18 protein-coding genes are annotated in these 23,596 nt (G+C 60.4%); 14 read left to right on the top strand and 4 right to left on the bottom strand.

Features of this window, described 5'->3' with window-relative positions:
• Positions 1-16 precede the first annotated feature (16 nt).
• The 10 genes from ACCC84_RS16160 (at position 17) to ACCC84_RS16205 (ending at position 12,680) form a co-directional block, all read left to right on the top strand.
• The gene (locus ACCC84_RS16160; protein WP_004957096.1) at positions 17-622 is read left to right on the top strand and encodes a glutathione S-transferase; all 606 of its coding nucleotides are present in this window, start codon (positions 17-19) and stop codon (positions 620-622) included.
• 67 nt (positions 623-689) lie between these two features.
• Positions 690-2,081 carry an L-seryl-tRNA(Sec) selenium transferase gene (gene selA, locus ACCC84_RS16165; protein ID WP_004957099.1) on the top strand — a complete coding sequence of 464 codons (1,392 nt, stop codon included), beginning with the start codon at positions 690-692 and terminating at the stop codon, positions 2,079-2,081.
• The gene (gene selB / locus ACCC84_RS16170; RefSeq protein WP_004957102.1) at positions 2,078-3,919 is read left to right on the top strand and encodes a selenocysteine-specific translation elongation factor; all 1,842 of its coding nucleotides are present in this window, start codon (positions 2,078-2,080) and stop codon (positions 3,917-3,919) included. Before selA ends, selB begins: the two co-directional genes overlap by 4 nt.
• Positions 3,920-4,265: 346 nt before the next feature.
• Positions 4,266-6,806, top strand: coding sequence for a DUF2169 family type VI secretion system accessory protein (locus ACCC84_RS16175; RefSeq protein WP_371902061.1), 2,541 nt, complete (start codon positions 4,266-4,268; stop codon positions 6,804-6,806).
• Positions 6,803-7,873 (top strand): pentapeptide repeat-containing protein, encoded by a 1,071-nt coding sequence (locus ACCC84_RS16180; protein WP_371902062.1) that lies wholly within the window; start codon positions 6,803-6,805, stop codon positions 7,871-7,873. The genes ACCC84_RS16175 and ACCC84_RS16180 overlap by 4 nt, the downstream gene beginning before the upstream one ends.
• A gap of 11 nt (positions 7,874-7,884) precedes the next feature.
• The gene (locus ACCC84_RS16185) at positions 7,885-8,490 is read left to right on the top strand and encodes a DUF3540 domain-containing protein (RefSeq protein ID WP_004957108.1); all 606 of its coding nucleotides are present in this window, start codon (positions 7,885-7,887) and stop codon (positions 8,488-8,490) included.
• A gap of 10 nt (positions 8,491-8,500) precedes the next feature.
• The gene (locus tag ACCC84_RS16190; RefSeq protein WP_004957110.1) at positions 8,501-8,893 is read left to right on the top strand and encodes a DUF4150 domain-containing protein; all 393 of its coding nucleotides are present in this window, start codon (positions 8,501-8,503) and stop codon (positions 8,891-8,893) included.
• 45 nt (positions 8,894-8,938) lie between these two features.
• Positions 8,939-11,248 carry a type VI secretion system Vgr family protein gene (locus ACCC84_RS16195; RefSeq protein ID WP_004957111.1) on the top strand — a complete coding sequence of 770 codons (2,310 nt, stop codon included), beginning with the start codon at positions 8,939-8,941 and terminating at the stop codon, positions 11,246-11,248.
• A gap of 11 nt (positions 11,249-11,259) precedes the next feature.
• Positions 11,260-11,589, top strand: a complete 330-nt coding sequence (locus ACCC84_RS16200) for a DUF3592 domain-containing protein (protein WP_004957112.1) — start codon at positions 11,260-11,262, stop codon at positions 11,587-11,589.
• 98 nt (positions 11,590-11,687) lie between these two features.
• A complete protein-coding gene (locus ACCC84_RS16205) occupies positions 11,688-12,680 on the top strand; it encodes an acyltransferase (RefSeq protein ID WP_371902063.1) in 993 nt (330 codons plus the stop codon).
• Between the two features lie 55 nt (positions 12,681-12,735).
• Here ACCC84_RS16205 and ACCC84_RS16210 read toward each other — a convergent pair whose 3' ends face one another.
• The 3 genes from ACCC84_RS16210 to xylA all read right to left on the bottom strand — a co-directional run bounded on the left by ACCC84_RS16210 (position 12,736) and on the right by xylA (position 17,129).
• Positions 12,736-14,127 carry an amidohydrolase family protein gene (locus tag ACCC84_RS16210; protein ID WP_198773568.1) on the bottom strand — a complete coding sequence of 464 codons (1,392 nt, stop codon included), beginning with the start codon at positions 14,125-14,127 and terminating at the stop codon, positions 12,736-12,738.
• A 180-nt stretch (positions 14,128-14,307) separates the two neighbouring features.
• Positions 14,308-15,759, bottom strand: a complete 1,452-nt coding sequence (gene xylB, locus ACCC84_RS16215) for a xylulokinase (protein ID WP_004957120.1) — start codon at positions 15,757-15,759, stop codon at positions 14,308-14,310.
• Positions 15,760-15,809: 50 nt separating this feature from the next.
• A complete protein-coding gene (gene xylA, locus ACCC84_RS16220; RefSeq protein ID WP_004957122.1) occupies positions 15,810-17,129 on the bottom strand; it encodes a xylose isomerase in 1,320 nt (439 codons plus the stop codon).
• Positions 17,130-17,495: 366 nt separating this feature from the next.
• Between xylA and xylF the strand changes: the two genes are divergently transcribed.
• The 4 genes from xylF (at position 17,496) to xylR (ending at position 22,496) form a co-directional block, all read left to right on the top strand.
• A complete protein-coding gene (xylF, locus tag ACCC84_RS16225) occupies positions 17,496-18,494 on the top strand; it encodes a D-xylose ABC transporter substrate-binding protein (protein ID WP_004957128.1) in 999 nt (332 codons plus the stop codon).
• A 30-nt stretch (positions 18,495-18,524) separates the two neighbouring features.
• Positions 18,525-20,066 (top strand): xylose ABC transporter ATP-binding protein, encoded by a 1,542-nt coding sequence (locus tag ACCC84_RS16230; protein WP_371902064.1) that lies wholly within the window; start codon positions 18,525-18,527, stop codon positions 20,064-20,066.
• Positions 20,044-21,228 (top strand): xylose ABC transporter permease XylH, encoded by a 1,185-nt coding sequence (xylH, locus tag ACCC84_RS16235; protein ID WP_371902065.1) that lies wholly within the window; start codon positions 20,044-20,046, stop codon positions 21,226-21,228. Before ACCC84_RS16230 ends, xylH begins: the two co-directional genes overlap by 23 nt.
• An 89-nt stretch (positions 21,229-21,317) precedes the next feature.
• On the top strand, positions 21,318-22,496 hold the full coding sequence (gene xylR / locus ACCC84_RS16240) for a D-xylose utilization transcriptional activator XylR (RefSeq protein ID WP_039991500.1): 1,179 nt from the start codon (positions 21,318-21,320) through the stop codon (positions 22,494-22,496).
• Between the two features lie 143 nt (positions 22,497-22,639).
• Here the strand turns inward: xylR and ACCC84_RS16245 are convergent, their stop codons facing one another.
• Positions 22,640-23,494: a LysR family transcriptional regulator gene (locus ACCC84_RS16245; protein ID WP_371902066.1), complete on the bottom strand. Its 855-nt coding sequence runs from the start codon at positions 23,492-23,494 to the stop codon at positions 22,640-22,642.
• Positions 23,495-23,596 lie beyond the last annotated feature (102 nt).

The following is a 23,596-nucleotide window of genomic DNA, read 5'->3' on the forward strand; positions in this document are numbered from 1 at the left end:
ACCGAGGGGAAGACTGATGAAGCTTATTGGCAGTTACACCAGCCCTTTTGTACGCAAAATCTCCGTCATGCTGCTGGAAAAGGGCATGGTGTTCGAATTCGTCAACGACCCACCGTACGAGGCCGGCAACCGGGTGGCGGAGTTTAATCCGCTCGGCAAGGTGCCGGTGCTGGTGACTGATGACGGCGAGGCGTTCTACGACTCGCGGGTGATTGCCGAATATCTGGAACTGTTGCCCGACGCCCCGGCTTTTTTGCCGGCCGATCGCGCTGGCGCGCTGCGTATTCGCCAGATTGAAGCCTTGGCGGACGGTGTGACGGAGGCGGCAGCAACGCTGTTTCGTGAAAGCCGACGCGCGCCGGAAAAACAGGATGAAAGCTGGATGTTGCGACAGCGCGAAAAACTCCAGCAGGGCCTGGACGCGCTTGAGGCGCTGGCGCAGCAAAAAACGCTGCTGAATGGCGAACGGCTGACGCTGGCCGATATTGCTACCGGTTGTGCGCTGGGCTACCTGAACTTCCGCCGTATCCTGCCAAACTGGTGCGTAGGGCGCCCGACGCTGATCAAGCTCGCCGAACGGCTGTTTGCCCGTGAGAGCTTCGCGCGGACGCTGCCACCCTGACTCCCCATGGCACAGGGGCGTGATTGTTGCGCCCATCCTGCTGATATAGATAAAAAATAGAGCAATCATGAGTACAGCAGCCCATTCACTTTACAGCCAATTACCCGCCATCGATCGCCTATTGCGCGAACCGGCGATTGAACCGTTGGTCGCCGCCCATGGCCAGACGCTGATCGGCGATCTGCTACGCCAGCTGCAGGCGCAGGCCCGGGTGGAGATTCAACGGCACGCGCAGCTGCCGGCATGGTGTAACGACTGGCCACAGGCCTTGCAGGCGCGCCTGCTTCAGCAGCGGCAACCGGCGATGAAAACGGTATTCAACCTCAGCGGCACCGTACTGCACACCAATCTGGGGCGCGCGCAGCTGGCGCAACCGGCCATCGAGGCCATCGAGCGGGTGATGGGGGCGGCGGTCACGCTGGAATACGATCTGGACGGCGCCGGGCGCGGTCATCGCGATCGCGCGGTGGCGGATCTGCTGTGCCGACTGACCGGCGCGGAAGATGCCTGCATCGTCAACAATAACGCGGCGGCGGTACTGCTGATGCTGGCGGCGGTCACGCCCGGCAGGCAGGTGGTGGTGTCGCGCGGCGAACTGGTGGAGATCGGCGGGGCGTTCCGCATTCCGGACGTGATGCGCCAGGCCGGTTGCGAACTGGTGGAGGTCGGTACCACTAACCGTACCCATCTGAAGGACTACCGCAATGCCATCAACGAACGCACCGGTCTGCTGATGAAAGTACACACCAGCAACTACTGCATTCAGGGCTTTACCGCTGCGGTGGACGAAGCCGAACTGGCAGCATTGGGGCAGCAGCACGGCATTGCCACCGCCACCGATCTGGGCAGCGGTTCGCTGATCGACATGACGCAGTACGGCCTGCCGGCGGAACCGATGCCGCAGCGTCTGTTGGCCGCTGGCGTCGATCTGGTGACCTTTTCCGGCGACAAGCTGCTTGGCGGCCCACAGGCCGGGATCATCGTCGGCAAAAAAGCCATGATCGCCCAACTGCAACAACACCCGCTAAAGCGCGCGCTGCGCGTCGGAAAAATGACGCTGGCGGCGCTGGAAGCCACGCTGCGCCTCTATCTGCAACCCGAACTGCTGGCGCAACAGCTGCCGACGCTGCGTTTGCTGACCCGACCGCAACAGCAGATGCAACAGGCCGCCGAACGCCTGCTGAGGGTACTGACACCGCGTTTCAGCGAACAGTTCCTGCTGCGTGCCGAGCCATGCTGGTCACAAATCGGCAGTGGCTCGTTGCCGGTCGATCGCCTGCCAAGCTATGCCCTGACTTTCGCGCCGCTGGATGGCCGCGGCGCCACGTTAGAACGGCTGGCTGAGCGTTGGCGCGGGCTGCCGCAGCCAATTATTGGCCGTATCAATGACGGCAAGCTGTGGCTCGATTTGCGCTGTCTGACGCAGGAACAGGCGCTGGTTGAGGCGCTAAACCGATGATTATCGCCACCGCCGGCCATGTCGATCATGGCAAAACCACGCTATTGCAGGCGATTACCGGCATCAACGCCGACCGGCTGCCGGAAGAAAAACGGCGTGGTATGACCATCGATCTGGGTTATGCCTACTGGCCACAGCCCGATGGGCGGGTACTGGGATTTATCGACGTGCCAGGGCATGAAAAATTCCTCGGCAATATGCTGGCGGGCGTTGGCGGTATCGATCATGCGCTGCTGGTGGTGGCCTGCGACGATGGCATCATGGCGCAAACGCGCGAGCATTTGGCGATCCTGCGTCTCAGCGGTCGGCCCCGGTTGACCGTGGCGTTGACCAAGGCGGATCGGGTCGACCCGGCGCGAGTGGAGGAGGTGGCGCAACAGGTCAGTGCCGAACTGGCGCAGCAAGGCTGGACGCAGGCGCCGCTGTTTGTCACCGCTGCCACGCAGGGTAGCGGCATCGAGGCGCTGCGTCAGCATTTACTGACCCTGACGCCGGCGCAGCATGCGTTAACGCGCCGTTTCCGGCTGGCGGTGGATCGCGCGTTCAGCGTCAAGGGCGCGGGTCTGGTGGTCACCGGCACCGCGCTGGGCGGTACGGTGGCGGTTGGCGATACGCTGTGGCTGACTGGCGCAGCGGTTGCGGTGCGGGTGCGCGGTTTGCATGCGCAGAACCAGGCGGCAGATCGGGCTCAGGCCGGGCAGCGCATCGCGCTGAACATCAGCGGTGACGTCAGCAGAGACGCGGTGGCACGCGGCGACTGGCTGGTGGCGCAACGCCCGCTACAGGCGGCGCAGCGGCTGCTGGTGATACTGGAGCAGGATCGGCCGCTACAGCATTGGCAACCGGTGCATGTGCACCATGCCGCCAGTCACACCACCGGCCGCGTAGCGTTGTTACAGGCTCCTCTGGCCGAACTGATCCTGGATCGACCGCTGTGGCTGGCGGAGGACGACCGGCTGGTGCTACGCGATATCGCTGCCCGTGAAACCCTTGGCGCGGCGCGCGCGTTAACGCTGGCGGCACCGGCGCGCGGCAAGCGGCGGCCGGAGTACCTGGCGTGGCTGGCGCAGCTGGCACAGGCGCAGGACGACGCACAGCGCCTGGCGCTGCAATTGCCGCAGGGGCCGCTGGATCTGGCGGCCTTTGCCTGGGCGCGGCAGCTGACGGACGACGGGCTGGCGCAACTGCTGGCGCAGCAACCGCTGCTGAGCGTCGATGGTATGGCGCTGGCGACGGACAACGTCCAACGGGCGCAGCAGCAGCTGTTGCAGGTATTGGCCGATTATCATCAGCAGCATGGCGACCAGTTGGGGCTGGGGCGGGCCCGCTTGCGGCGCATGGCGTTGCCAACGCTGCCGGAACCGCTGGTGTTTTTAATGATTGAACGGCTGTTGGCGGACGGCTTGCTGCGCAATACTCGCGGCTGGCTGCATTTGCCGGAGCACGGTCTGGCGTTCAGCGCATCGCAACAGGCGCTGTGGCAGCGCATTGAACCGCTGTTTGCCGAACAGCCCTGGTGGGTGCGGGATCTGGCTGACGAACTGGGCGAGGATCAACAACAGGTGCGCGCCACGCTGCGCAAAGCGGCGCAGTTGGGCCATGTGACGGCGGTGGTGGTCGATCGCTATTACCGCAGCCAGCGCATTGAACAATTCGCCGCCTTGATCCGCGAGCTGCACGCCAGCCAAGGCAGTGCCAGCGCGGCAGATTTCCGCGATCGGCTCGGCGTGGGCCGCAAACTGGCGATTCAGGTATTGGAGTTTTTTGACCGCAGCGGCTTCACCCGCCGCAAAGGCAATCAGCACCTGCTGCGCGATAGCGGGCTGTTTGGCGGCTAACCGCCGGCCGTCATCCTCTGGCGGCCACCTCCCTGCCAGCGCAGTCCATCCGAGACGGGCGCTGGCTCTGTTTCCCTGCCGCCGAAATCCCCCTGCTCTAGGATTATGCTGATTTTTTCGTCACCGACATTGCACGGTGGCGTTGTTTTATAAGTATTATTTTAACAATACTATAACCATGCTGTGACAATCACGGTTGTTCTTGGCCAACGCTTGCGGCTACAGTGACGCTGCACGCGCCTGCGTGGGCGCCGTGCGCGCTGCCCGTCGCGTACGGTTGATTCAATAGATGCACTACCACACTTATTAAGCACATTCATTAACCCGCGGTCCAAGGGCGCATGACATGAAGATTATTAAGCCGTTGCGTCTGAGCGTATTACATCGGCCTTTCCGTTTTCAGGGTAAAAACCATCTTGGCGTCTCGGTAATTGCGCTGCTGGATATGGGGCCGACGCCACAGCTACGCCCCGAAGTGGAGTTGTGGCAACTGGCGGCGGCGGAGTTGCAGGCCAGCGGCGGCGTCATCGATCTGGCGATGCCCAAGGCACGCGCCGAATTCCTCGCCACCGGCCACGCTTACACCCACCATCAGACGGACAAAACCGCCTGCGCGGTGCGTATTGACGTCGACAGGCTGAGTAAGCGCCTGACGGTGTATGGCGATCGCGTCTGGTCTGGCTCGCACCCGACGCCGCCACGCAAGTTTGACGCGATGCGCCTCGACTGGAGTCGCGCGTTTGGCGGCGCGGGCCATGAGGAAAACCCGCATGGCATCGGGGCCAGCGAAGAGCAGCACGACGGTGCGACCTATCGCCGCCTGCCGAATATCGAGTCAGCGCAGGCCCGCATGACGTCACCGCGCCAACAACCGGAGCCGGTGAGCTTTGGCCCGCTGGACATCAACTGGCCGCGCCGTAGCAAACGCCTGGGCAGGGCTTATGACGCCCACTGGTTGCAACACGACTTCCCCGGACTGGCGCGCGACGCCGACTGGCGGGTATTCAATGCCGCCAGCCCGGACCAGTGGTGGCCGGAACAGGATGCGCTGCCGCCCGAGGCCGCATGGCGCATCTGGAACATGCACCCGAGCAAGCCGCTGCAGAGTGGAACCTTGCCGCCATGGCAGGCGCGTTGCTTTATCCATCGCCAGCGCGGTGAGGAGACGCTGTTTGAGGAAATGACGCTGCGTGCCACCACCCTGTGGTTCTTCCCGCACCTTGAACAGATGATGCTGATTTGGCAGGGCAGTCAACGGATTAACCAAGACGACGCCGCAGACGTGCTGCAACTGATGCCGGCACTGGAAAAAACCGGTGCCAGCCGTTCGCTCAACCACTATCGCAAAGTGCTGACCCAGCGTCTGGACAAGGAAAAGGGGGCGCTGTTCGCCTTCCGGGAACAGGATCTGCTGCCCGCAGAGACGATTGGCCCGTGGATTGACAGCGAGGTGCAGCAGCACAACAGCCCGATGCAGGACAATATGCAGCGGCGGGTCAGCCGGCTGCGTGAGCTGCATCGTGCCAGGCTTGAAGACAGCGGCAGCGATAGCGATATTGATGGGTTACTGGCGCAGTGCCCGGCGCCGCCAATGCCCACGCTGGATGAACTGCCAGAGTTTGTCGAGGCGCTGGAACGCCAGGCCGATGAACTGCAGGCGCAGGCCGCAGCGCGTAAAGCCGAGATGGAAACCCGGCGCGGCGTGAGGCCGGACGACGGACCGCGTGGCCCGGAGTCGATGTACCGTATGCAGGAACTGCTGTATCAGCATGCGGACAGCATGACGGAAAAAAAACTGACGCAAAGCCGCGAGTCGCTGCACCGCATGTACCTGATGGCGGTACAACACCAGCCACCGGCGTTGCGCATGGCCGGCGACATGGCGCAGATTATGCGTCAGCGCGCGCAAACGACCCAGGCGCAGGGGGGGGACTTCAGCGGGCTGGATTTCACCGGTGCCGATTTTTCCGGCATGGATTTTCGTGGTGCCAACTTCCGTCGGGCGTTGCTGGAAAATGCCAATCTCAGCGGTTGTCGCCTGGACGGCGCCGACTTCAGCGACGCCATGCTGGCACGGGCCGATCTGCGCCACAGCTCGCTGCGCGGCTGCAACCTGCAACAGGCCAGCCTGGCGCTGGCGCAATGTCAGCAGACCGATTTTAGCGGCGCCGACCTGAGCGAGGCCCAACTGGATAACGCCCTGTTTGAACAGTGCGACTTCAGCGATGCCATCTTTAAAACGCTGATGCTGCGTCAGGTCGGCTTCAGCCACTGCCGTTTCCAGCGTGCCACGCTGGAGGGCTGCGTGTTTATCGGCCTGACGTTGCCACAGCCCGACTTCAGCGCGGCAAAACTGCATAAAACGGTGTTCCAGCACTGCGACTTGCAGGCCGCGCTGTTCAATGACGCGCGCCTGGAGAGCTGCAACTGGGTGGCCAGCGCGCTGCCGCAGGCGCAGTTTAACGGCGCGACGCTGCTCACCTGCGCGGTAGTGATGGACAGCGATCTGAGTGGCGCGAACTTCGGCAATGCGACGCTGATCGAAAGCAACCTGCGGCAGGCGTCGCTGGCGGGGGCGGATTTTAGCCTGGCGAAGTTGGAAAACAGCGATCTCAGTGAAGCAAACTGCCAGCGGGCGCGATTTATCCGCGCCAATCTGGTTGGCAGCCTGTTTATCCGTACCGATTTCCGCCAGGCAAATTTCACCAATGCCAATCTGATGGGCGCACTGCTGCAGAAAACCCAACTGGGCGGTGCCGATTTTAGCGGCGCCAACCTGTTCCGCGCCGATTTGTCACAATCTTCCACTAGCATGACCACGCGGTTGGATAACGCCTATACCCAGCGGGTAAAAACGCTGCCGAAGCATGACGGGGAACGGATATGACGACGCTGAGCGCGGCGGAGCTACAGCAGAAAATTCGCAATGGCCAGATGATTGATGCCTGCAACCTGGATGGCCTGGATCTGCAAGGGTGCGATCTGTCCGGCGGCGTTTTTCAGCAGGTATCGCTGAACGGTGCCAACCTGCAGGCAGCGAACCTGCATGAGACGGTGTTCAACGAGTGCTCGCTGCGGGGGGCGACGCTGAGCGGCGCCAACCTGCGGCAAACGGTGTTTCACGACGGCGATCTGTCGCGGTTGCAGGTCGGCGATAGCCTGCTGGTGCAGTGCATCTTTAACCAGTGCGCGCTCGGCGGCAGTGATTTTTCCCGCAGCCGGTGCGACGCCACGCAGTTCATGCAGTGCCCGCTGCAACACAGCCGTTTCAGCCAGGCGCGGCTGGAGCGCACGACCTTTTTTGAATGCGAGCTGGATGAGGCGCAGCTGGAGCAATGCCACGGCCTGCTGGCCACCTTCTATGCTATCGATCTGCGTACCACCTGTCTGCGTCAGGGCCAGTTCGAACAGACGGTGTTCTTTAACTGCGATCATCGCGGTAAAAGCTATGCGCAGCAGCGCTTTAGCGGCTGTCAATTTACCGATAACCGGCTGGATGAGGTCGATTTCAGCGGCGCTCAACTGACGCAGTGCAATTTCAAGGGGGCGTCGCTGCGCAAGGCGCGGTTGTGCAAGGTGAATGCCAGCCAGGCGCTGTTTATGGGCGCGGATCTTACCGGTGCGCACTGTCAGGACAGCCTGTTCGATCAGGCGCTGCTGGTTGGCGCGCTGTTGCGGCAGGCCGATTTTGCCCGCAGCCGCCTGTTTCAGAGCGTATTGCAGCAGGCGAACGCCGAGGAGGCCCGCTTCGCCGGCTGTGATTTGACCTACAGCGACTTTACCGGCGCGCGGCTGCTGCGTGCCGATTTCCGCAACGCCCGTTTTTCCCGCAGCCGTTTTCACCGGGCGCAGCAGGAAGGGGCCCGTTTTACCGACCGTCGGGGCATCCTCGACTATGATGAAGAGTTATTGGCCGCTGAGGCATGGAGCATTCAGCTTCAGAGCCGCCGTTAAGGAGAGAGTAGATGAACAATATCAACCATAGGCTGGTGCAGGCGGTGACGCCGCCGCTACAGAGCGCGGGGGTAGTGACCCACTGCTTTGCCAACGGTAGTCTGAGTGTGGAAAGCGAAGGGCGTGGCTGGCACTGTCAGCGCGCGGCCAGCTGCGTGATTGCGCCGCAGGTCGGCGATCGGGTACTGGTCGCCGGGGTAGACGATCGGGTGTGGCTATTGGCGGTGCTGGAACGCGCCAATTCGACGGCGGCGGAACTGAGCGTGCCGGGCGATTTGCATATCCGCAGCGCCGGCGAGATCAGCCTCAGCAGCGAGACGCTGCGCGTCAGCGCCAGCCAGGGCGATTGCCATATCAGCGACATGCAGTACAGCGGCGACAAACTCTCCGCCTGGGTCAGCCTGTCGCGCACGGTAGGCAAACATGCCGAATCGGTCTGGCAGACCATTACCCAGGTCAGCCATAACCTGCTGCGCACCACGCGGCAGACCGAGCAGGTGCGCGCCGGTCAACTGGATATGCAGGCCGACGGCTATGCCCGCCTGCACGCGCAAAATACCGTGATCACCTCGACGGCCATCACCAAAGTGGATGCCGAACAGATCCATATGGGATAAGGAGCCTGCGATGTTTGCCAACTGCCAACTGATGGGAATGGATTTGGCGTTTCCCGATGTCTGTCTGACGCCGACCCCCACCCCGACGCCGATCCCCTACCCGGACATCGCGCTCGGGCCGACCGCCATTCCCAACGCGCTGAACATCCTGTTTATGGGCATGCCGGCGCATAACATGGCCACCGTGACGCCGCTGACCAACGGCGATAATCCGGGCGTCGCCACCGGCGTGGCATCCGGAACGGTGATGGGGCCATCGCGCCATCTTACCGGCTCCTTTACCGTGCTGCTGAAAGGCACGCCGGCCACGCGTCTGACCAGCGTCAGCCTGCAGAATTCGACCAATGCCGTCGGGATGCGTACCGTCCCCAGCCAGTTCAAGGTGCTGATGCTGGCGCCCTGAGCGCCGCAGTAAAACATTGCAATCCAGTCATAGGGATAAAAGCCCATGTTTGATCGTATCACCGTGACCACGCCGGCAGGCGACGGCGCACTGAAATTCTGGAAGCTCAGCGGAACGGAAGGCGTTTCGCGCTCGTTTGAACTGGACGTGACGCTGCTCAGTCGCGATGCCCGACTCGATCGCCGGGCGATGCTCGGCCAGCCGATTGCCTTGACCATTCCCAGCCCGCGGTTGTTGGCCGCGCCGCGCTACCTCAACGGCAAGATCACCTCGGTGAACGTGCACAGCGCGGATATCAACGGCGAGCGTTACGCGGTCTACACGCTGACGATGGAATCGGACCTGTGGCCGCTGAAGCGGGACCGCAACCAACGCATCTTTCAGAACCAGAGCGTGCCGGCGATCGTCAAAACGCTGCTCGACGAGTACGGCGTGCAGTTGGAAAGCCAGCTGTCCGGCAGTTATCGCAACTGGGAATACTGCGTGCAGTATCAGGAAAGCAGCTATGACTTCATCTCGCGTCTGATGGAGCTGGAAGGCATTTATTTCTTCTTTCGCCACCAGGCGGATAAACACACGCTGGTGCTGTATGACGCGCCCCAGCAGCACCGGCCGTTCAGCGGTTATGAAACCATTCCCTATCACGCCACGCCGTCCGGCGGCAGTACCGGCGAGGAGGGCATCGGCCAGTGGGCGATCTCCGAGCGGGTGACGCCGGGGATCTACAGCATCGACGACTACGATTTTCGCAAACCGCATGCGTGGCTGTTTCAGGCGCGGCAGAATCCCGCCTCGCCGGCGCCGGGCCAGATTGACTACTACGACTGGCCCGGTCACTTCGTCGAGCACAGCCACGGCGAATTCTACGCTCGGGTGCGCCAGGAGGAGTGGCAGGCGGAGCACCAGCGTATCGACGCCACCGCGACCGCACTGGGCATTGTGCCGGGCTGCACCTTTACCCTGACCAATCCGCCGTTTGTCAGCGACGGCGGCGAGTATCTGGTGCTGAGTGCGCGCTATCAGCTGGAGGAAAACAGCTATGCCAGCGGCGGTGAGGACGCGCTGCACCGCATTGACCTGGCGGTGATCCCGGCGGCCACGCCGTTCCGTTGCGCGCAGCGCACGCCATGGCCGCGCACCCACGGCCCACAGACGGCCAGGGTAGTCGGGCCGCAGGGCGAATCCATCTGGACCGACAGATACGGGCGCATCAAGGTGAAGTTCCACTGGGACCGTCTGGCGAAAGGGGATGACACCAGTTCGTGCTGGGTACGGGTATCCAGCGCCTGGGCCGGTCAGGGCTTCGGCGGCGTGCAGATCCCGCGGGTCGGCGACGAGGTGGTGATTGACTTTATCAACGGCGACCCGGATCGGCCGATCGTCACCGGTCGGGTGTATAACGAAGCAAGCATGCCACCGTGGGCGCTGCCCGCTGGCGCCACCATGATGGGCTTTATGACGCGCTCGAAAGATGGCCATATCGACAACTCCAGCCACCTGTTCTTTGAAGACAAGGCGGGGTCGGAGCTGGTGCAGCTGCACGCCGAAAAAGACATGAACATTTCGGTGGAAAACGATCAAACGGTCACCGTGGACGGCAATCGCACCACCACCATCCAGAAACAGCAGAAGGATGAGGTGGTTGGCAACGCCATTTTCGACTATCACGGCACCCGCACCACCACCGTCGATAAGTTGGAAAGCAAAACCTTCAAACAGGGCGAAAAGGTCACCATCACCAACGGGCGCAATGCCGAAGTGACCAGCGGCGGGGAAAACGTCAAGGTGACCGGCAAGCGCTTTGCGGAAACGGTGGGTGAAGAAGAGCATCACGTTTCGCAAAAGGTGACGCGCAAATACGGCGCAGGCATGGATTCATACCTGACCGGCGATCGCTATGACGAAATCACCGGCAAGCGCCATAACGTCGTCACCCAGGACGTCACGGACGAGCTGCGCGGTAATCTGAACCAGACGGTGACCAAAAATGCCGATACGCACATTCTTGGCAGCTGGACGCAGACGGTCGACGGTGGCGTGACCATTACCTCACCAAAGAAAATCACCATCGACAGTGCGGAGAAAGTCAGCATCAAGACGCCGGCGGCGTTTGAATACAAGGATCATAAGGAAACCGCCTCGATGTTCTCGTTTGATTTCACGGCGGCAAAAGTGGTGACCGAGGGCTATTCGATGAGCGTAACCGCCAGTGGCAAGCTGGGGCTGACCAATATCAAGTTCGACAAGACGGCCTTTGACCTGTCGACCAGCGAAGGGCGGGTGGAGTTCGTTAACGCAATGGCACACGTCGGGCAGATAATGTCGTCGTTTAACGGCCTGACCATGTTCAGTTGAGGAACGTTTTGATGAAGTTTGCGATTTTGATTTCGGTGATTATTTTTGCGGGTTTTTTTGGCTATCTGGCGCATCTTTTTTACCGCGATCACAAGATAGAAACGCAGGGGCGCACCCTGCTGGCGCGGGTAGAAGAGGTGCATTACCGCAGTTCCAACGATAACGGCACCGTCAATATCCGCTACCGGCTGTCATGGCAGGAACAGGGGGTTACCCGCGAGGTGGAAGGCAAGGACACCATTCCGGCTTTTTACTCCTCAAAAGTGCAGCAAGGCAGCGAGGTGACGATCAGATACCTGGATGACCAGCACGTTGCGTTTGTGTTTGATCAACGCCGTTAAGCCGAATCTGATATTGCGTTTTTGACTTGTCGCCCGCTTTGGCACTCTATACCCTGCGTGGTTAATTTGTTGACGTTAAACACCATACAAGGGCGGGGATGAGCAATAAAATAGGCTGGATCGATAACTTGCGTGCCATGGCATGCATGATGGTGGTGATGATCCATGCCACCACCTACTACGTGACCAACCCACTGACGGTGGCACCGTCGGTGTGGGACAGCGCCAACCTGTTGAATTCCCTCTCGCGCGTCGCGGTACCGCTGTTCTTCATGATCTCCGGCTTTCTGTTTTTTGGCGAGCGCAGCGCCAACCGTAAGCATTTTGTGCGCATCGGCTGCTGCATCCTGTTCTATAGCATCATTGCGCTGATTTACATCGCCTTTTTCACCAAGATCGGCTTTTGGCCGTCGCTGCGCAGCCTACTGCTGAAGCCGGTGTTTTATCACCTGTGGTTTTTTTATGCCATTGTGGTGATTTACCTGCTTTCGCCGCTGATCGGCGTCAAAGCGGTTTCTGGCGGTTATCTGGCGACGGCGATGGCGATCCTGGCGGTCGTCGCCAACCCGAACACCCCGACGCTGACTGCCGATAATGTGCGCCTGCTGCCGGTGAATCTCTATATCCATGGCGACACCTTTTACTACCTGCTGTACGCGCTGGCGGGTCGGGCGATTGGCATAATGAACACGCAATACCGTGGCATCAGCGCCCTGGCGGTGGTGGCGTTCGTTGCCTGCGTGGCGCTGATCGCGTTTGGCACCGGGCACCAGACGCAGATTAACGGTAACTTCGCCGACACCTATTACATCTACAGCGGTCCGCTGGTGTTTATCGCCGCGCTATCGATGCTGGTGTGGTGCAAAAACCACCTGTCGCAGCCGGTGGGCTGGTTAAGCGTTTTTTCCCGACATTCGCTGGCGATATACGGTTTTCACGCCATTATCGTCAACGTTATGCGTAATCAGGGCTGGGTCATCAGCCGCTATCCGCTACTGGATATTCTGTGGGTGTTTGGCGTCGCGCTCGGTCTGAGCCTGCTGTTGTCCATTGGTTTGCAGAGGCTGGACAAGCGCCGCCTGGTGTCATGATAGCGGGCGGGCAGCGGCAGCTGCGCCGATAGCCGCCCGCTAGCGCCGGTGTGGGTTACGCCTTGTCGAGGCTGCCGTACACCAGACGCCCCTGATGGAAGGTGGCGCTGCGTGGCGGCAAGCGCGCGACCGCTTCGGCGGAGCAGCTGGCGTGGACCAGCACAAAACCGGCGTCATCACCCACTTGCGGCCAGACGCGCTGGCCGGCATCGTTCAGCGGCAGCACGTTACCGGTGGCGATCGCCATGGCACGCGACAAATGATACTCATCCGAGCCGCGATACAGCTGGGCATACAGATTGGCCTTTTCCAACATATCGCCGCTGCCAAACGGTGACCAGTGGTCGATCACGCTGTCGGTTCCGGTCATCACAAATACCCCTTTTTCCGACAGCTGTGGCAGCGGCATCATCAGGCTGCCGATCGGCACCGTGGAGGCAATGGTGATCTGCTGGGCGGCCAGGCGAGTGGCGGTTTCCGCCAGTTTTCCCGGGCTGAGGGTGGTCAGCGCGAAGGCGTGGCTGATGGTGACCTTGCCGCGCAGCGCCGGGTTTTTTTCTACGCTGGCAATCATGTAATCGATCGCCGCCACGCCGGCCGGGCTGGTTTCGTGCAGGTGAATATCCACGCCCTTGCCGCTGTCGAGGGCGATCTGGAACATGGCATCCAGCGACTTTTCCATTGCGCCGTCGACGTTGGTCGGATCCAGACCGCCAACGTACTGCACGCCCATCTGCATGGCTTCGCGCATCAGACCGTCAACCTTGGAGTGCAGCAGGCCGTGCTGCGGGAAAGCGACAATTTCACAGCTGAAGTCGTCGCGGTGTTTTTCCAGCGCGCGTTGCAGGTGTTCCAGGCTTTTCAGCCCACTGACCGGATCGATGTTGCAGTGGCTGCGCGCGACGCTGCTGCCCTTTGATTGCAGCAGCGCGATCAGCCCTTCGGCCCGTTGCTGCGAGGTTGGCAATAACGTTGGGATCAGTTTCTGCTCCAGCGCAATCATATCCATGATGGTTTTGCCCTGACGTGGGCGCGGTGCCTGCCATGGGCCACCGTAAAAGGTTTTGTCGAGATGGATATGCATATCGCGCATGGCCGGCAGCAGTAACAGGCCGTTGGCCTGATAGCGTGGCAGCGTAGCGTCGAGTTGCGCATTGGCCGGGTGAATCGCGGCAATCTTGCCGTCGTTGATTTCCAGCGTATACAGCGCGGTGCGGGTGCCAATCACCGTATCGCCGTCGTATTCAAAGCCGTCTTCCAGCCGGACATTGCTCAGCAGGTAATGGCGCGCGGTCAGTGGCGCCGCGGTGGACGGTGCCTCGCCGCGGGCGGCGGTCGGCTCGGCAGCGTGAGCGACGCCGCCGGTCAGGCCAATCACCGCGCAGGCGGTGGTGATCTTCCCGGTCTGCGCCAGGAAAGCTCTGCGGCTTTGTTGGGTGTTTTCCACGTTCAATTCCTTAATCCAGAGGTGAAGTGCTGCAAATACAGCCACCAATCTAAGAAAGGAATGCGCCGGTTGGCAGTGACATTTATCACTGGTGATTATTCGATTTGGCAATGATAGCTTCCGTGCTCATCGCCAGCCGGGCATCGGCAGAGGCAGGGCCGGGATGCGACCCTGACTCGGTTACATCAACGGCAACAGGCAGCGGTACAGTTGGCGGAAGGTGTCGCGCCGTGCGGCATAGTGCTGATGGCGTTCGGCATCCGGCGTGTGGAGCTGCTCCAGCGGTAGGGCGGGCAACAGTTCGGCCAGCGGACGCTGCGGATTGAGGGCGATCTGCGCCAGCCGCGCCGCGCCCAGCGCCGGGCCGACGTCGCCGCCGGTGCGGTATTCCAGCCGCTGGCCGCTGATGTCTGCCAGCATTTGCCGCCAGAACGGACTGCGCGCCCCGCCGCCAATCAGCGTGATGCTGCTGGGTTGCAGGCCGCTGGCGTGTAGCACATCGATGCCATCAGCCAGCGCGAAACCAACGCCCTCCAGTACCGCGCGTGCCAAATCATTTGGGCCATGCTGGTGGGTCAGCCCCCAGAAAACGCCCTTGGCGTTCGGATTGTTATGCGGGGTGCGCTCGCCGGACAGGTACGGCAGGAACCAGACTGGCGTTTCCGCCGGCGGCGCCTGTTCGACGTTGCGCAGCAGCGTGGCGACATCGTCAACCCGGGTCAGTTGGCATACCCAGTCGAGACATGAAGCGGCGCTGAGCATCACCGACATCAGGTGCCAGCGCTCGGGCAGCGCGTGGCAGAAGCTGTGCACCGCGCTGGCCGGGTTACTGAGGAAGCCATCACTGACGGCGAAATAGACGCCAGAGGTACCGAGCGACAGCATCGCCTGTCCCGGTTGATACAGCCCTACGCCGATGGCGCCAGCGGCATTGTCGCCGCCGCCGGCCACCACCGGCACCGGCGGCAACTGCCAGCGTTGTGCCAGCTCGCCGTGCAGTTGCCCGGTCAGTTGGTTGCCCTCGACCAGCGTCGGCATCTGCTCGCGGCTCAGGCCGCAGGCGGCCAGCAAGTCGTCGCTCCAGTCGCGCCGCGCCACGTCCAGCCACAGGGTGCCGGCCGCATCGGACATGTCGCTGGCGAACTCACCGGTCATGCGCCAACGCAGGTAATCCTTTGGCAGCAGCACCTTATCAATTTGCTCAAAGATTTGCGGCTCGTGCTGCTGCACCCACAGCAATTTTGGCGCGGTGAAGCCGGGCATCATCAGGTTGCCGGTGATGGCGCGCGAGTGCGGCACCGCACGCTCCAGTGCCTGGCACTGCTCGGCGCTGCGGCCGTCATTCCATAAAATGGCCGGGCGCAGCACCCGCTGTTGCTTGTCCAGCAGGGTGGCGCCGTGCATCTGACCGGTCAGGCCGATAGCCCGTACCTGTTGCAGCGCGTGCTGGCTGCCGAGCGCCAGCATGGCGCGATCGGTGGCGTGCCACCAGGCCTGCGGATCCTGCTCAGACCACAGCGGCTGCGGGCGGGAAACCGTCAGCGCCTCGCTGTGGCTGGCCAGCAGCTGTCCCTGCTCATCGAGCAGAATGGCCTTCACGCCGGAGGTGCCGAGATCGATGCCAATGTACATAGGGGATCCTTTTGCTTAACGGCGGCCGCCTGGCCGCCGCGTGTCACCAATTAACCGAACAGGTAACGGTTTACCAGATTTTCATACAGCTCCTGATGCCCGCTGCGGTGTTCCGGTGCCAGATTATGCTGTTCGGCGTACTTCGCCAAGGCTTCCAGCGACAGTTTTCCTTGCAGGATCTGCTGGCCCAGCTCGCCGTTCCAGCCGGCATAGCGTTTGCCGACCTGCTGATGCAGTTGGCCGTCTTCGACCATTTTTGCCGCCACCTTCAACGCCAGCGCCATGGTGTCCATGGCACCGATATGGCCGTAGAACAGGTCATATTTATCGGTGCTCTGACGGCGAACCTTGGCGTCGAAATTGAGCCCGCCGGTCGTGAAGCCGCCAGCTTTGAGAATTTCGAACATCACCAGGGCGTTTTCTTCCACGCTATTCGGGAACTGATCGGTATCCCAGCCCAGCTGTGGATCGCCGCGGTTGGCGTCGACCGAGCCGAAGATACCGAGCGCGATGGCGCTGGCGATTTCATGATGGAACGAGTGGCCGGCCAGGGTAGCGTGGTTGGCTTCGATATTGACCTTGATTTCTTTTTCCAGGCCGAACTGTTTGAGGAAGCCGTACACCGTTGCCACATCGTAATCATACTGATGCTTGGTTGGCTCCTGCGGTTTGGGTTCGATCAGCAGCGTGCCCTGGAAACCGATTTTGTGTTTGTGCTCGACCACCATCTGCATGAAGCGGCCGATCTGTTCACGCTCCTGACGCAGATCGGTATTCAGCAGGGTTTCATAACCTTCGCGGCCGCCCCACAGCACGTAGTTTTCACCGCCGAGACGCTGTGTGGCGTTCATCGCGGTGAACACCTGCGTGGCGGCCCAACTGAACACTTCCGGATCCGGATTGGTGGCGGCGCCGGCGCCGTAGCGCGGGTGGGTAAAGCAGTTGGCGGTGCCCCACAGCAGCTTCACGCCGCTGCTGTGCTGTTTTTCCGCCAATACGTCGGTCATCAGCGCAAAATTGTTGATGTACTCTTTCAGCGACGCGCCCTCCGGCGACACGTCCACGTCATGGAAGCAGTAGAACGGCACGTTCAGCTTGTGGAAGAACTCGAAGGCGACGTCGGCCTTGCGCTTCGCCAGCGCCAGCGCGTCACCCGGCTGTTGCCATGGACGATCGAATGCGCCGACGCCAAACATGTCGGCGCCGTTCCAGCAGAAGGTGTGCCAGTAACAGGCGGCAAAGCGCAAGTGGTCGGCCATACGCTTGCCGAGGATGATTTCATCGGGGTTGTAATGGCGAAACGCCAGCGGATTGCTGCTGCCGGTGCCTTCGTAACGAACTTGTTCAAGTTGATCAAAATAGGGTTGCATTCTCGACTCCTTGGTAACGGGGCCCGGCGTACGGGATGCGTTAATCTTCGGAGTTCATGGCGCAGGTCACAATTACGTTATTTCACACTCAAATTCAGAGAATTATTAAATGTGCGGCGGATCTCATATTGACAATTATTTTGGCTTGGCGGGAATGTGCCAGGCGTTTTCATTTGCGGTAGATGAATGTTACAGGGTTAAAACATGATCGCTATCATAAAACCAACATTAAACCAAAAAACGTAATTAGCAGGTAAAAATCAGTAATTGCCGAAGTACAAATAAGCGACAACAATCCGCTGGAGGTTAATCGATAAAAACGCCTTTCAATTATTGCCCTACAATTCAATAAAGAAGGTATATAAGATGAAATTTAAGCACTTATTCCTCTCTGCCTGCGCCATGCTGGTGCTGGCCAGCCAACCAGGATTCGCGAAAGAGATTAAAATCGGCATGGCGATCGACGACCTGCGTCTGGAACGCTGGCAGAAAGACCGCGACATCTTTGTGAAAAAAGCCGAATCGCTGGGCGCGGACGTGTTTGTCCAGTCCGCCAATGGCAACGAAGAAACCCAAATGGCGCAGGTTGAAAACATGATCAACCGCGGCGTCGACGTGCTGGTGATCATCCCCTACAACGGCCAGGTACTGAGCAACGTCATCAGCGAGGCCAAGCGCGAAGGGATTAAAGTGCTGGCCTACGATCGCATGATCAACAACGCCGATATCGATTTTTATATCTCGTTCGATAACGAAAAAGTGGGCGAATTGCAGGCTCAGAGCCTGGTGCAGCGGGTGCCACAGGGTAACTATTTCCTGATGGGGGGTTCGCCAGTGGACAACAACGCCAAACTGTTCCGTCAGGGGCAGATGAACGTGCTGAAGCCGCTGATCGACAGCGGCAAGATCAAGCTGGTCGGTGACCAGTGGGTTGACGCCTGGCTGCCGGAAAACGCGTTGAAAATCATGGAAAACGCCCTGACCGCCAACAACAACCATATTGATGCGGTGGTGGCCTCCAACGATGCGACCGCCGGCGGTGCGATTCAGGCGCTGTCTGCACAGGGGCTGGCGGGCAAGGTGGCGATATCCGGCCAGGATGCCGATCTGGCAGCGGTGAAACGCATTATCGCCGGCACCCAGACCATGACGGTGTATAAACCGATCAGCAAGCTGGCGGACGAAGCGGCCGGCATCGCGGTGCAACTGGGCAACGGTGAACAACCCAAGTCCAACGCCAAATTAAATAATGGCAGCAAAGACGTTCCAGCCTGGTTATTAACGCCAATTTCCGTCGATAAGACCAATATCGACAGCACCATTGTTGCCGATGGCTTCCATAAAAAGAGCGATCTCGATAAATAAACCGTATCGAGTCATTGCGCGGAGGTAATAATGCCCTGCCTATTGGAAATGAAAAATATCACCAAGCAATTCGGCGTAGTTAAAGCGGTCGACAATGTCAGCCTGCAGCTGGATGCTGGCCAGGTATTATCATTATGTGGTGAAAATGGTTCGGGGAAATCAACCTTGATGAAAGTGCTGTGCGGAATATATCCGCACGGCAGTTACCAGGGCGAAATTTATTTTTCCGGCGATCTGATCACGGCGAAAAATATTCGCGATACCGAACAAAAGGGCATTGCCATCATTCACCAGGAACTGGCGCTGGTCAAACAGATGACGGTGCTGGAAAACATGTTTCTCGGCAGTGAATGGGGGCGTTTTGGCCTGATGGATTACGATGCCATGTACCTGCGCTGCCAGCGGATGCTGGCGCAGGTCAAGCTGGCGGTGGATCCCAATACCCGCGTCGGTGAGCTGGGACTGGGCCAGCAGCAGCTGGTGGAGATCGCCAAGGCGTTGAACAAGCAGGTGCGTTTGCTGGTGCTGGACGAACCGACCGCCTCGCTGACCGAGAGCGAAACCGCGACGCTGCTGGCGATCGTTCAGGATCTGCGGGATCACGGCATCGCCTGCATTTACATTTCGCACAAGTTGAACGAGGTCAAGGCGATTTCGGATCTGATCTGCGTGATCCGCGACGGCAAGCCGATCGGCACCCGTTCGGCGGCGACCATGAGCGAGGATGACATTATCGCCATGATGGTAGGTCGCGAGCTGACCGAACTGTATCCACAGGCGCCGCACGACATTGGCGAGGTGGTGCTGCAGGTTGATCAACTGACCGCCTGGCACCCGGTAAACCGGCATATCCGCCGGGTGGATGAGGTGTCTTTCACCTTGAGGCGCGGCGAGATCCTGGGGGTTGCCGGCCTGGTCGGCTCTGGCCGTACCGAAACCATGCAATGCCTGTTCGGCGCCTATCCCGGCCGCTGGCAGGGCAGCATTCGCATTGACGGCCTGGCGGTGACTCTCGGCAACTGCCGTCAGGCGATGCGTCATGGCATCGCCATGGTGCCGGAGGATCGCAAACGGGATGGCATCGTGCCGGTGATGGGCGTCGGCGCCAATATTACGCTGGCGGCGCTGGGGCAGTTTAGCGGCCCGCTGTCGATGCTGGACGACGCGCAGGAACAGGCCACCATCCAGCAGTCGCTGGCGCGGCTCAAGGTAAAAACCGCCTCGGCGGAACTGGCGATTGGTCGCCTGAGCGGCGGCAATCAGCAAAAGGCGATCCTCGCCAAGTGCCTGCTGTTAAAGCCGAAAATCCTGATTCTCGATGAGCCGACGCGCGGCATCGATATCGGCGCGAAATACGAAATCTACAAATTAATCAATCAGTTGGTTCAGCAGGGCATTGCGGTGATCGTGGTGTCTTCCGAACTGCCGGAAGTACTGGGGTTGAGCGATCGGGTGCTGGTGATGCACGAGGGCAAGATCAAGGCTTCGCTGGAAAACCGTAATTTGACCCAGGAACAGGTAATGGAAGCCGCGTTGAGGAGTGAAAAGCATGTCGAAAAATACCCAGTCTGAGGCGAGCCTGCCGCCAATGGTCGAGAAAAAATCGTTACTGCCGCTCAAGTCGCTTAATCTGCAAGTCTTTGTGATGCTGGCGGCGATCGTGGCGATCATGCTGTTCTTTACCTTTACCACCGAGGGCGCCTATCTCAGCGCGCGCAATATCTCCAACCTGCTGCGCCAGACGGCGATTACCGGCATCCTGGCGGTCGGCATGGTGTTCGTTATCGTGTCGGCGGAAATCGATCTGTCGGTTGGCTCCATGATGGGGTTGCTGGGCGGTGCCGCGGCGATCTTTGACGTCTGGCTCGGCTGGCCGCTGCCGTTGACTATCGTGGTTACCCTGCTCGCCGGTCTGCTGCTCGGCGCGTGGAACGGTTGGTGGGTGGCGTACCGCAAGGTGCCGTCGTTCATCGTCACGCTGGCCGGCATGCTGGCGTTTCGCGGCATTCTTATCGGCATCACCAACGGCACCACCGTAGCGCCGACCAGTAGCGCGATGTCGCAAATCGGTCAGAGTTATTTGCCGGATGGCCTGGGTTTCGGCTTTGGCGCGCTTGGTCTGATGCTGTTTGTCGCCTGGCAATGGCGGCGGCGCAGCAAACGTGTGCAGTTGGGTCTGCCGGTCGCGGCGGCGGGAGGCGATGTGACCCGGCAAAGCATTACCGCAGTGATTGTGCTTGGTGCGGTGTATTTGCTGAATGACTATCGCGGCGTGCCTACGCCGGTACTGATCCTGACGGCGTTGATGCTGGCGGGGATGTTTATGGCGACTCGCACCGCATTTGGCCGGCGCATTTACGCCATCGGCGGCAATATCGACGCGGCGCGACTGTCGGGTGTGAACGTGGAGCGTACCAAACTGGCGGTGTTTGCCATCAACGGTCTGATGGTGGCGATAGCCGGTCTGATCCTCAGTTCACGCTTGGGTGCTGGTTCACCTTCGGCAGGCAACATTGCCGAACTGGACGCCATCGCCGCCTGCGTGATCGGCGGCACCAGTCTGGCGGGCGGTATCGGCAGCGTGGCCGGGGCGGTGATGGGGGCGTTTATCATGGCGTCGCTGGATAACGGCATGAGCATGCTGGATGTGCCGACGTTTTGGCAATACATCGTGAAAGGCGCAATCCTGCTGCTGGCGGTGTGGATGGACTCGGCGACCAAACGCCGGGCATAAGCGCGCTACCTCACAAATCTTGCCGCATTTTTACTGCTCTCTGAACGGCTGTGCTATTCAGGGAGCAGCTTGTTTTTCGGGGAAAGCACATGTTCGAAAAGCGTTACCGTATTACGTTGCTGTTCAACGCCAATAAAGTCTACGACCGGCAGGTGGTGGAGGGCGTCGGAGAGTATTTACAGGCATCGCAGTGTGATTGGGACATTTTCATCGAAGAGGATTTTCGCTGCCGCATCGATAATATCAAAGACTGGTTGGGCGACGGGGTGATCGCCGATTTCGACGATCGGGAAATCGAACAGTTATTGCATAACGTCGAGGTGCCGATCGTCGGCGTGGGCGGCTCCTATCATCGCGACGAAGACTACCCGCCGGTGCATTACATCGCTACCGACAACCATGCGCTGGTGGAAGCGGCGTTTATGCACCTGAAGGAAAAGGGCCTGAACCGTTTCGCGTTTTATGGCTTGCCGGCAGAAGGCGGCAAACGCTGGGCGCAGGAGCGTGAGCACGCCTTTCGCCAGTTGGTGGCGCAAGAGCAGTATCAGGGGGTGATCTACCAGGGGATGGCCACCGCGCCGGAAAACTGGCAATACGCCCAGAACCGGCTGGCGGATTGGGTACAGACTCTGCCGCAGCAAACCGGCATCATCGCCGTGACCGACGCGCGGGCGCGGCATTTACTGCAGGTCTGCGAACATCTGGATATCGCGGTGCCGGAAAAACTGTGCGTGATCGGTATCGATAACGAGGAGCTGACGCGCTACCTGTCGCGCGTGGCGCTGTCGTCGGTGGCGCAGGGAACGCGCCAGATGGGCTATCGCGCCGCCAAACTGCTGCACCAGTTGCTCAACCAGCGGCAAATGCCGTTGCAGCGTATTCTGGTGCCGCCGATCAAGGTGATTGAGCGCCGCTCTAGCGACTTCCGCTCACTGCGCGACCCGGCGGTGATCCAGGCGATGCATTACATCCGCCACCACGCCTGCAAGGGGATCAAGGTGGAACAGGTGCTGGATGCGGTCGGCATGTCGCGTTCCAATCTGGAAAAACGCTTCAAGGATGAAACCGGCCAGACCATCCACAACGTGATTCATGAAGAAAAACTCGACCGCGCGCGCAACCTGTTGACCGCCACGTCGTTGTCGATCAACGAAATATCGCAAATGTGCGGCTACCCGTCGCTGCAATACTTTTATTCGGTATTCAAGAAAGGCTACGACATGACGCCGAGGGAATACCGCGAGAAATACGGCGAGGTGGGGTACTGACACCGGCCCGCGAAAGAATGCAGGTGTTAACGAGGAGGCTCGCCGATGGCGCATGATGATTTTGCCAGATGCCAGCGCTTTGGGCGGGGAGTTCGTCTTCACACTGGCTGAACCGCCCGCAAAATATCACCACTAGCCGAGGCTCAAACCAGCTGGCAAAACGCTGCCAGCTGCTGTGCCAGCGCTTCGGTGGTGGGTGGCGCGCCGTCACGGTAATACAGCGCCAGTTCGAAGTCATTAACCAGTGGCAGGCCTTCGGCGGCGCCAAGGATGCGGTGGCTTGGCAGCCGGCAACCGGCAGGCAGCAGCGTGACGCCAAGCCCTGCGGCGCTGGCGGCGGTGAGCGCCGCCAGGCTGGCGCTGCTGTAGCTAATCCGCCAGCGTTTGCCGAGATTGTCCAATGCCTGGCACAGTTGCTCACGGTACAGGCCGTTCAGCGGAAACACCGCCAGCGGTACCGGCGTTTGCTCAATGGCGGGAAACGCCTGGCTGTCCAGCCACAGCAGCGGCTCCGGTCGTGCGGCACGCGGTGGTTGGCTGCGGCGCTGTTTGACCAGAATCAGATCCAGTTCCTCGCGCGCATACGCATGGTGCAGATCGGCGCTCAAACCGCTGGTGACGTCCAGCCGTAGGTGCGGATGCTGGCGGCTGAACTGCGCCAGCAGTTGGGTGGTCGGCACGGCAAAATCCTCAGGCATGCCGAGCCGCAGCACGCCGTCGCGCCAGATGCCGGTCAGCGCATCGTGCGCCTCTTCGTTCAGCGCAATGATGCGCCGGGCATAACTGAGTAGCTTCTCGCCTTCTTCGGTCAGCAATACCTGATGGGATGAACGCTCAAACAGCGGTTTGCCGAGCATCTCCTCCAGCCGACGTACCTGCTGGCTGACGGTGGATTGCGAAAGAAATACCCGCTGTGCAGCACGGGTAAAGCTGCAACTGTCGCAGACCGCCACAAAGCTGAGCAGTAGCTGCGGGTTGAACATCGGATAGCGATTCATTTTTCCACTGCTGACCATTTTATTATTTAATTTCCCAATACTAATTGTATTTTCTACAGTAGCGCAACCTCTGTGGCAGCGTGCGGATGGTTGCTGTGACGC

This window comes from Serratia odorifera (assembly GCF_041448735.1).
GTDB lineage: Bacteria > Pseudomonadota > Gammaproteobacteria > Enterobacterales > Enterobacteriaceae > Serratia_F > Serratia_F odorifera.

Bases quoted from the DNA above. Each gene is read 5' to 3' on its own strand.
- ACCC84_RS16160 (WP_004957096.1), top strand. From the start codon at position 17: ATGAAGCTTATTGGCAGTTACACCAGCCCTTTTGTACGCAAAATCTCC.
- selA (WP_004957099.1), top strand. From the start codon at position 690: ATGAGTACAGCAGCCCATTCACTTTACAGCCAATTACCCGCCATCGAT.
- selB (WP_004957102.1), top strand. From the start codon at position 2,078: ATGATTATCGCCACCGCCGGCCATGTCGATCATGGCAAAACCACGCTA.
- ACCC84_RS16175 (WP_371902061.1), top strand. From the start codon at position 4,266: ATGAAGATTATTAAGCCGTTGCGTCTGAGCGTATTACATCGGCCTTTC.
- ACCC84_RS16180 (WP_371902062.1), top strand. From the start codon at position 6,803: ATGACGACGCTGAGCGCGGCGGAGCTACAGCAGAAAATTCGCAATGGC.
- ACCC84_RS16185 (WP_004957108.1), top strand. From the start codon at position 7,885: ATGAACAATATCAACCATAGGCTGGTGCAGGCGGTGACGCCGCCGCTA.
- ACCC84_RS16190 (WP_004957110.1), top strand. From the start codon at position 8,501: ATGTTTGCCAACTGCCAACTGATGGGAATGGATTTGGCGTTTCCCGAT.
- ACCC84_RS16195 (WP_004957111.1), top strand. From the start codon at position 8,939: ATGTTTGATCGTATCACCGTGACCACGCCGGCAGGCGACGGCGCACTG.
- ACCC84_RS16200 (WP_004957112.1), top strand. From the start codon at position 11,260: ATGAAGTTTGCGATTTTGATTTCGGTGATTATTTTTGCGGGTTTTTTT.
- ACCC84_RS16205 (WP_371902063.1), top strand. From the start codon at position 11,688: ATGAGCAATAAAATAGGCTGGATCGATAACTTGCGTGCCATGGCATGC.
- xylB (WP_004957120.1), bottom strand. From the start codon at position 15,759: ATGTACATTGGCATCGATCTCGGCACCTCCGGCGTGAAGGCCATTCTG.
- xylA (WP_004957122.1), bottom strand. From the start codon at position 17,129: ATGCAACCCTATTTTGATCAACTTGAACAAGTTCGTTACGAAGGCACC.
- xylF (WP_004957128.1), top strand. From the start codon at position 17,496: ATGAAATTTAAGCACTTATTCCTCTCTGCCTGCGCCATGCTGGTGCTG.
- ACCC84_RS16230 (WP_371902064.1), top strand. From the start codon at position 18,525: ATGCCCTGCCTATTGGAAATGAAAAATATCACCAAGCAATTCGGCGTA.
- xylH (WP_371902065.1), top strand. From the start codon at position 20,044: ATGTCGAAAAATACCCAGTCTGAGGCGAGCCTGCCGCCAATGGTCGAG.
- xylR (WP_039991500.1), top strand. From the start codon at position 21,318: ATGTTCGAAAAGCGTTACCGTATTACGTTGCTGTTCAACGCCAATAAA.
- ACCC84_RS16245 (WP_371902066.1), bottom strand. From the start codon at position 23,494: ATGAATCGCTATCCGATGTTCAACCCGCAGCTACTGCTCAGCTTTGTG.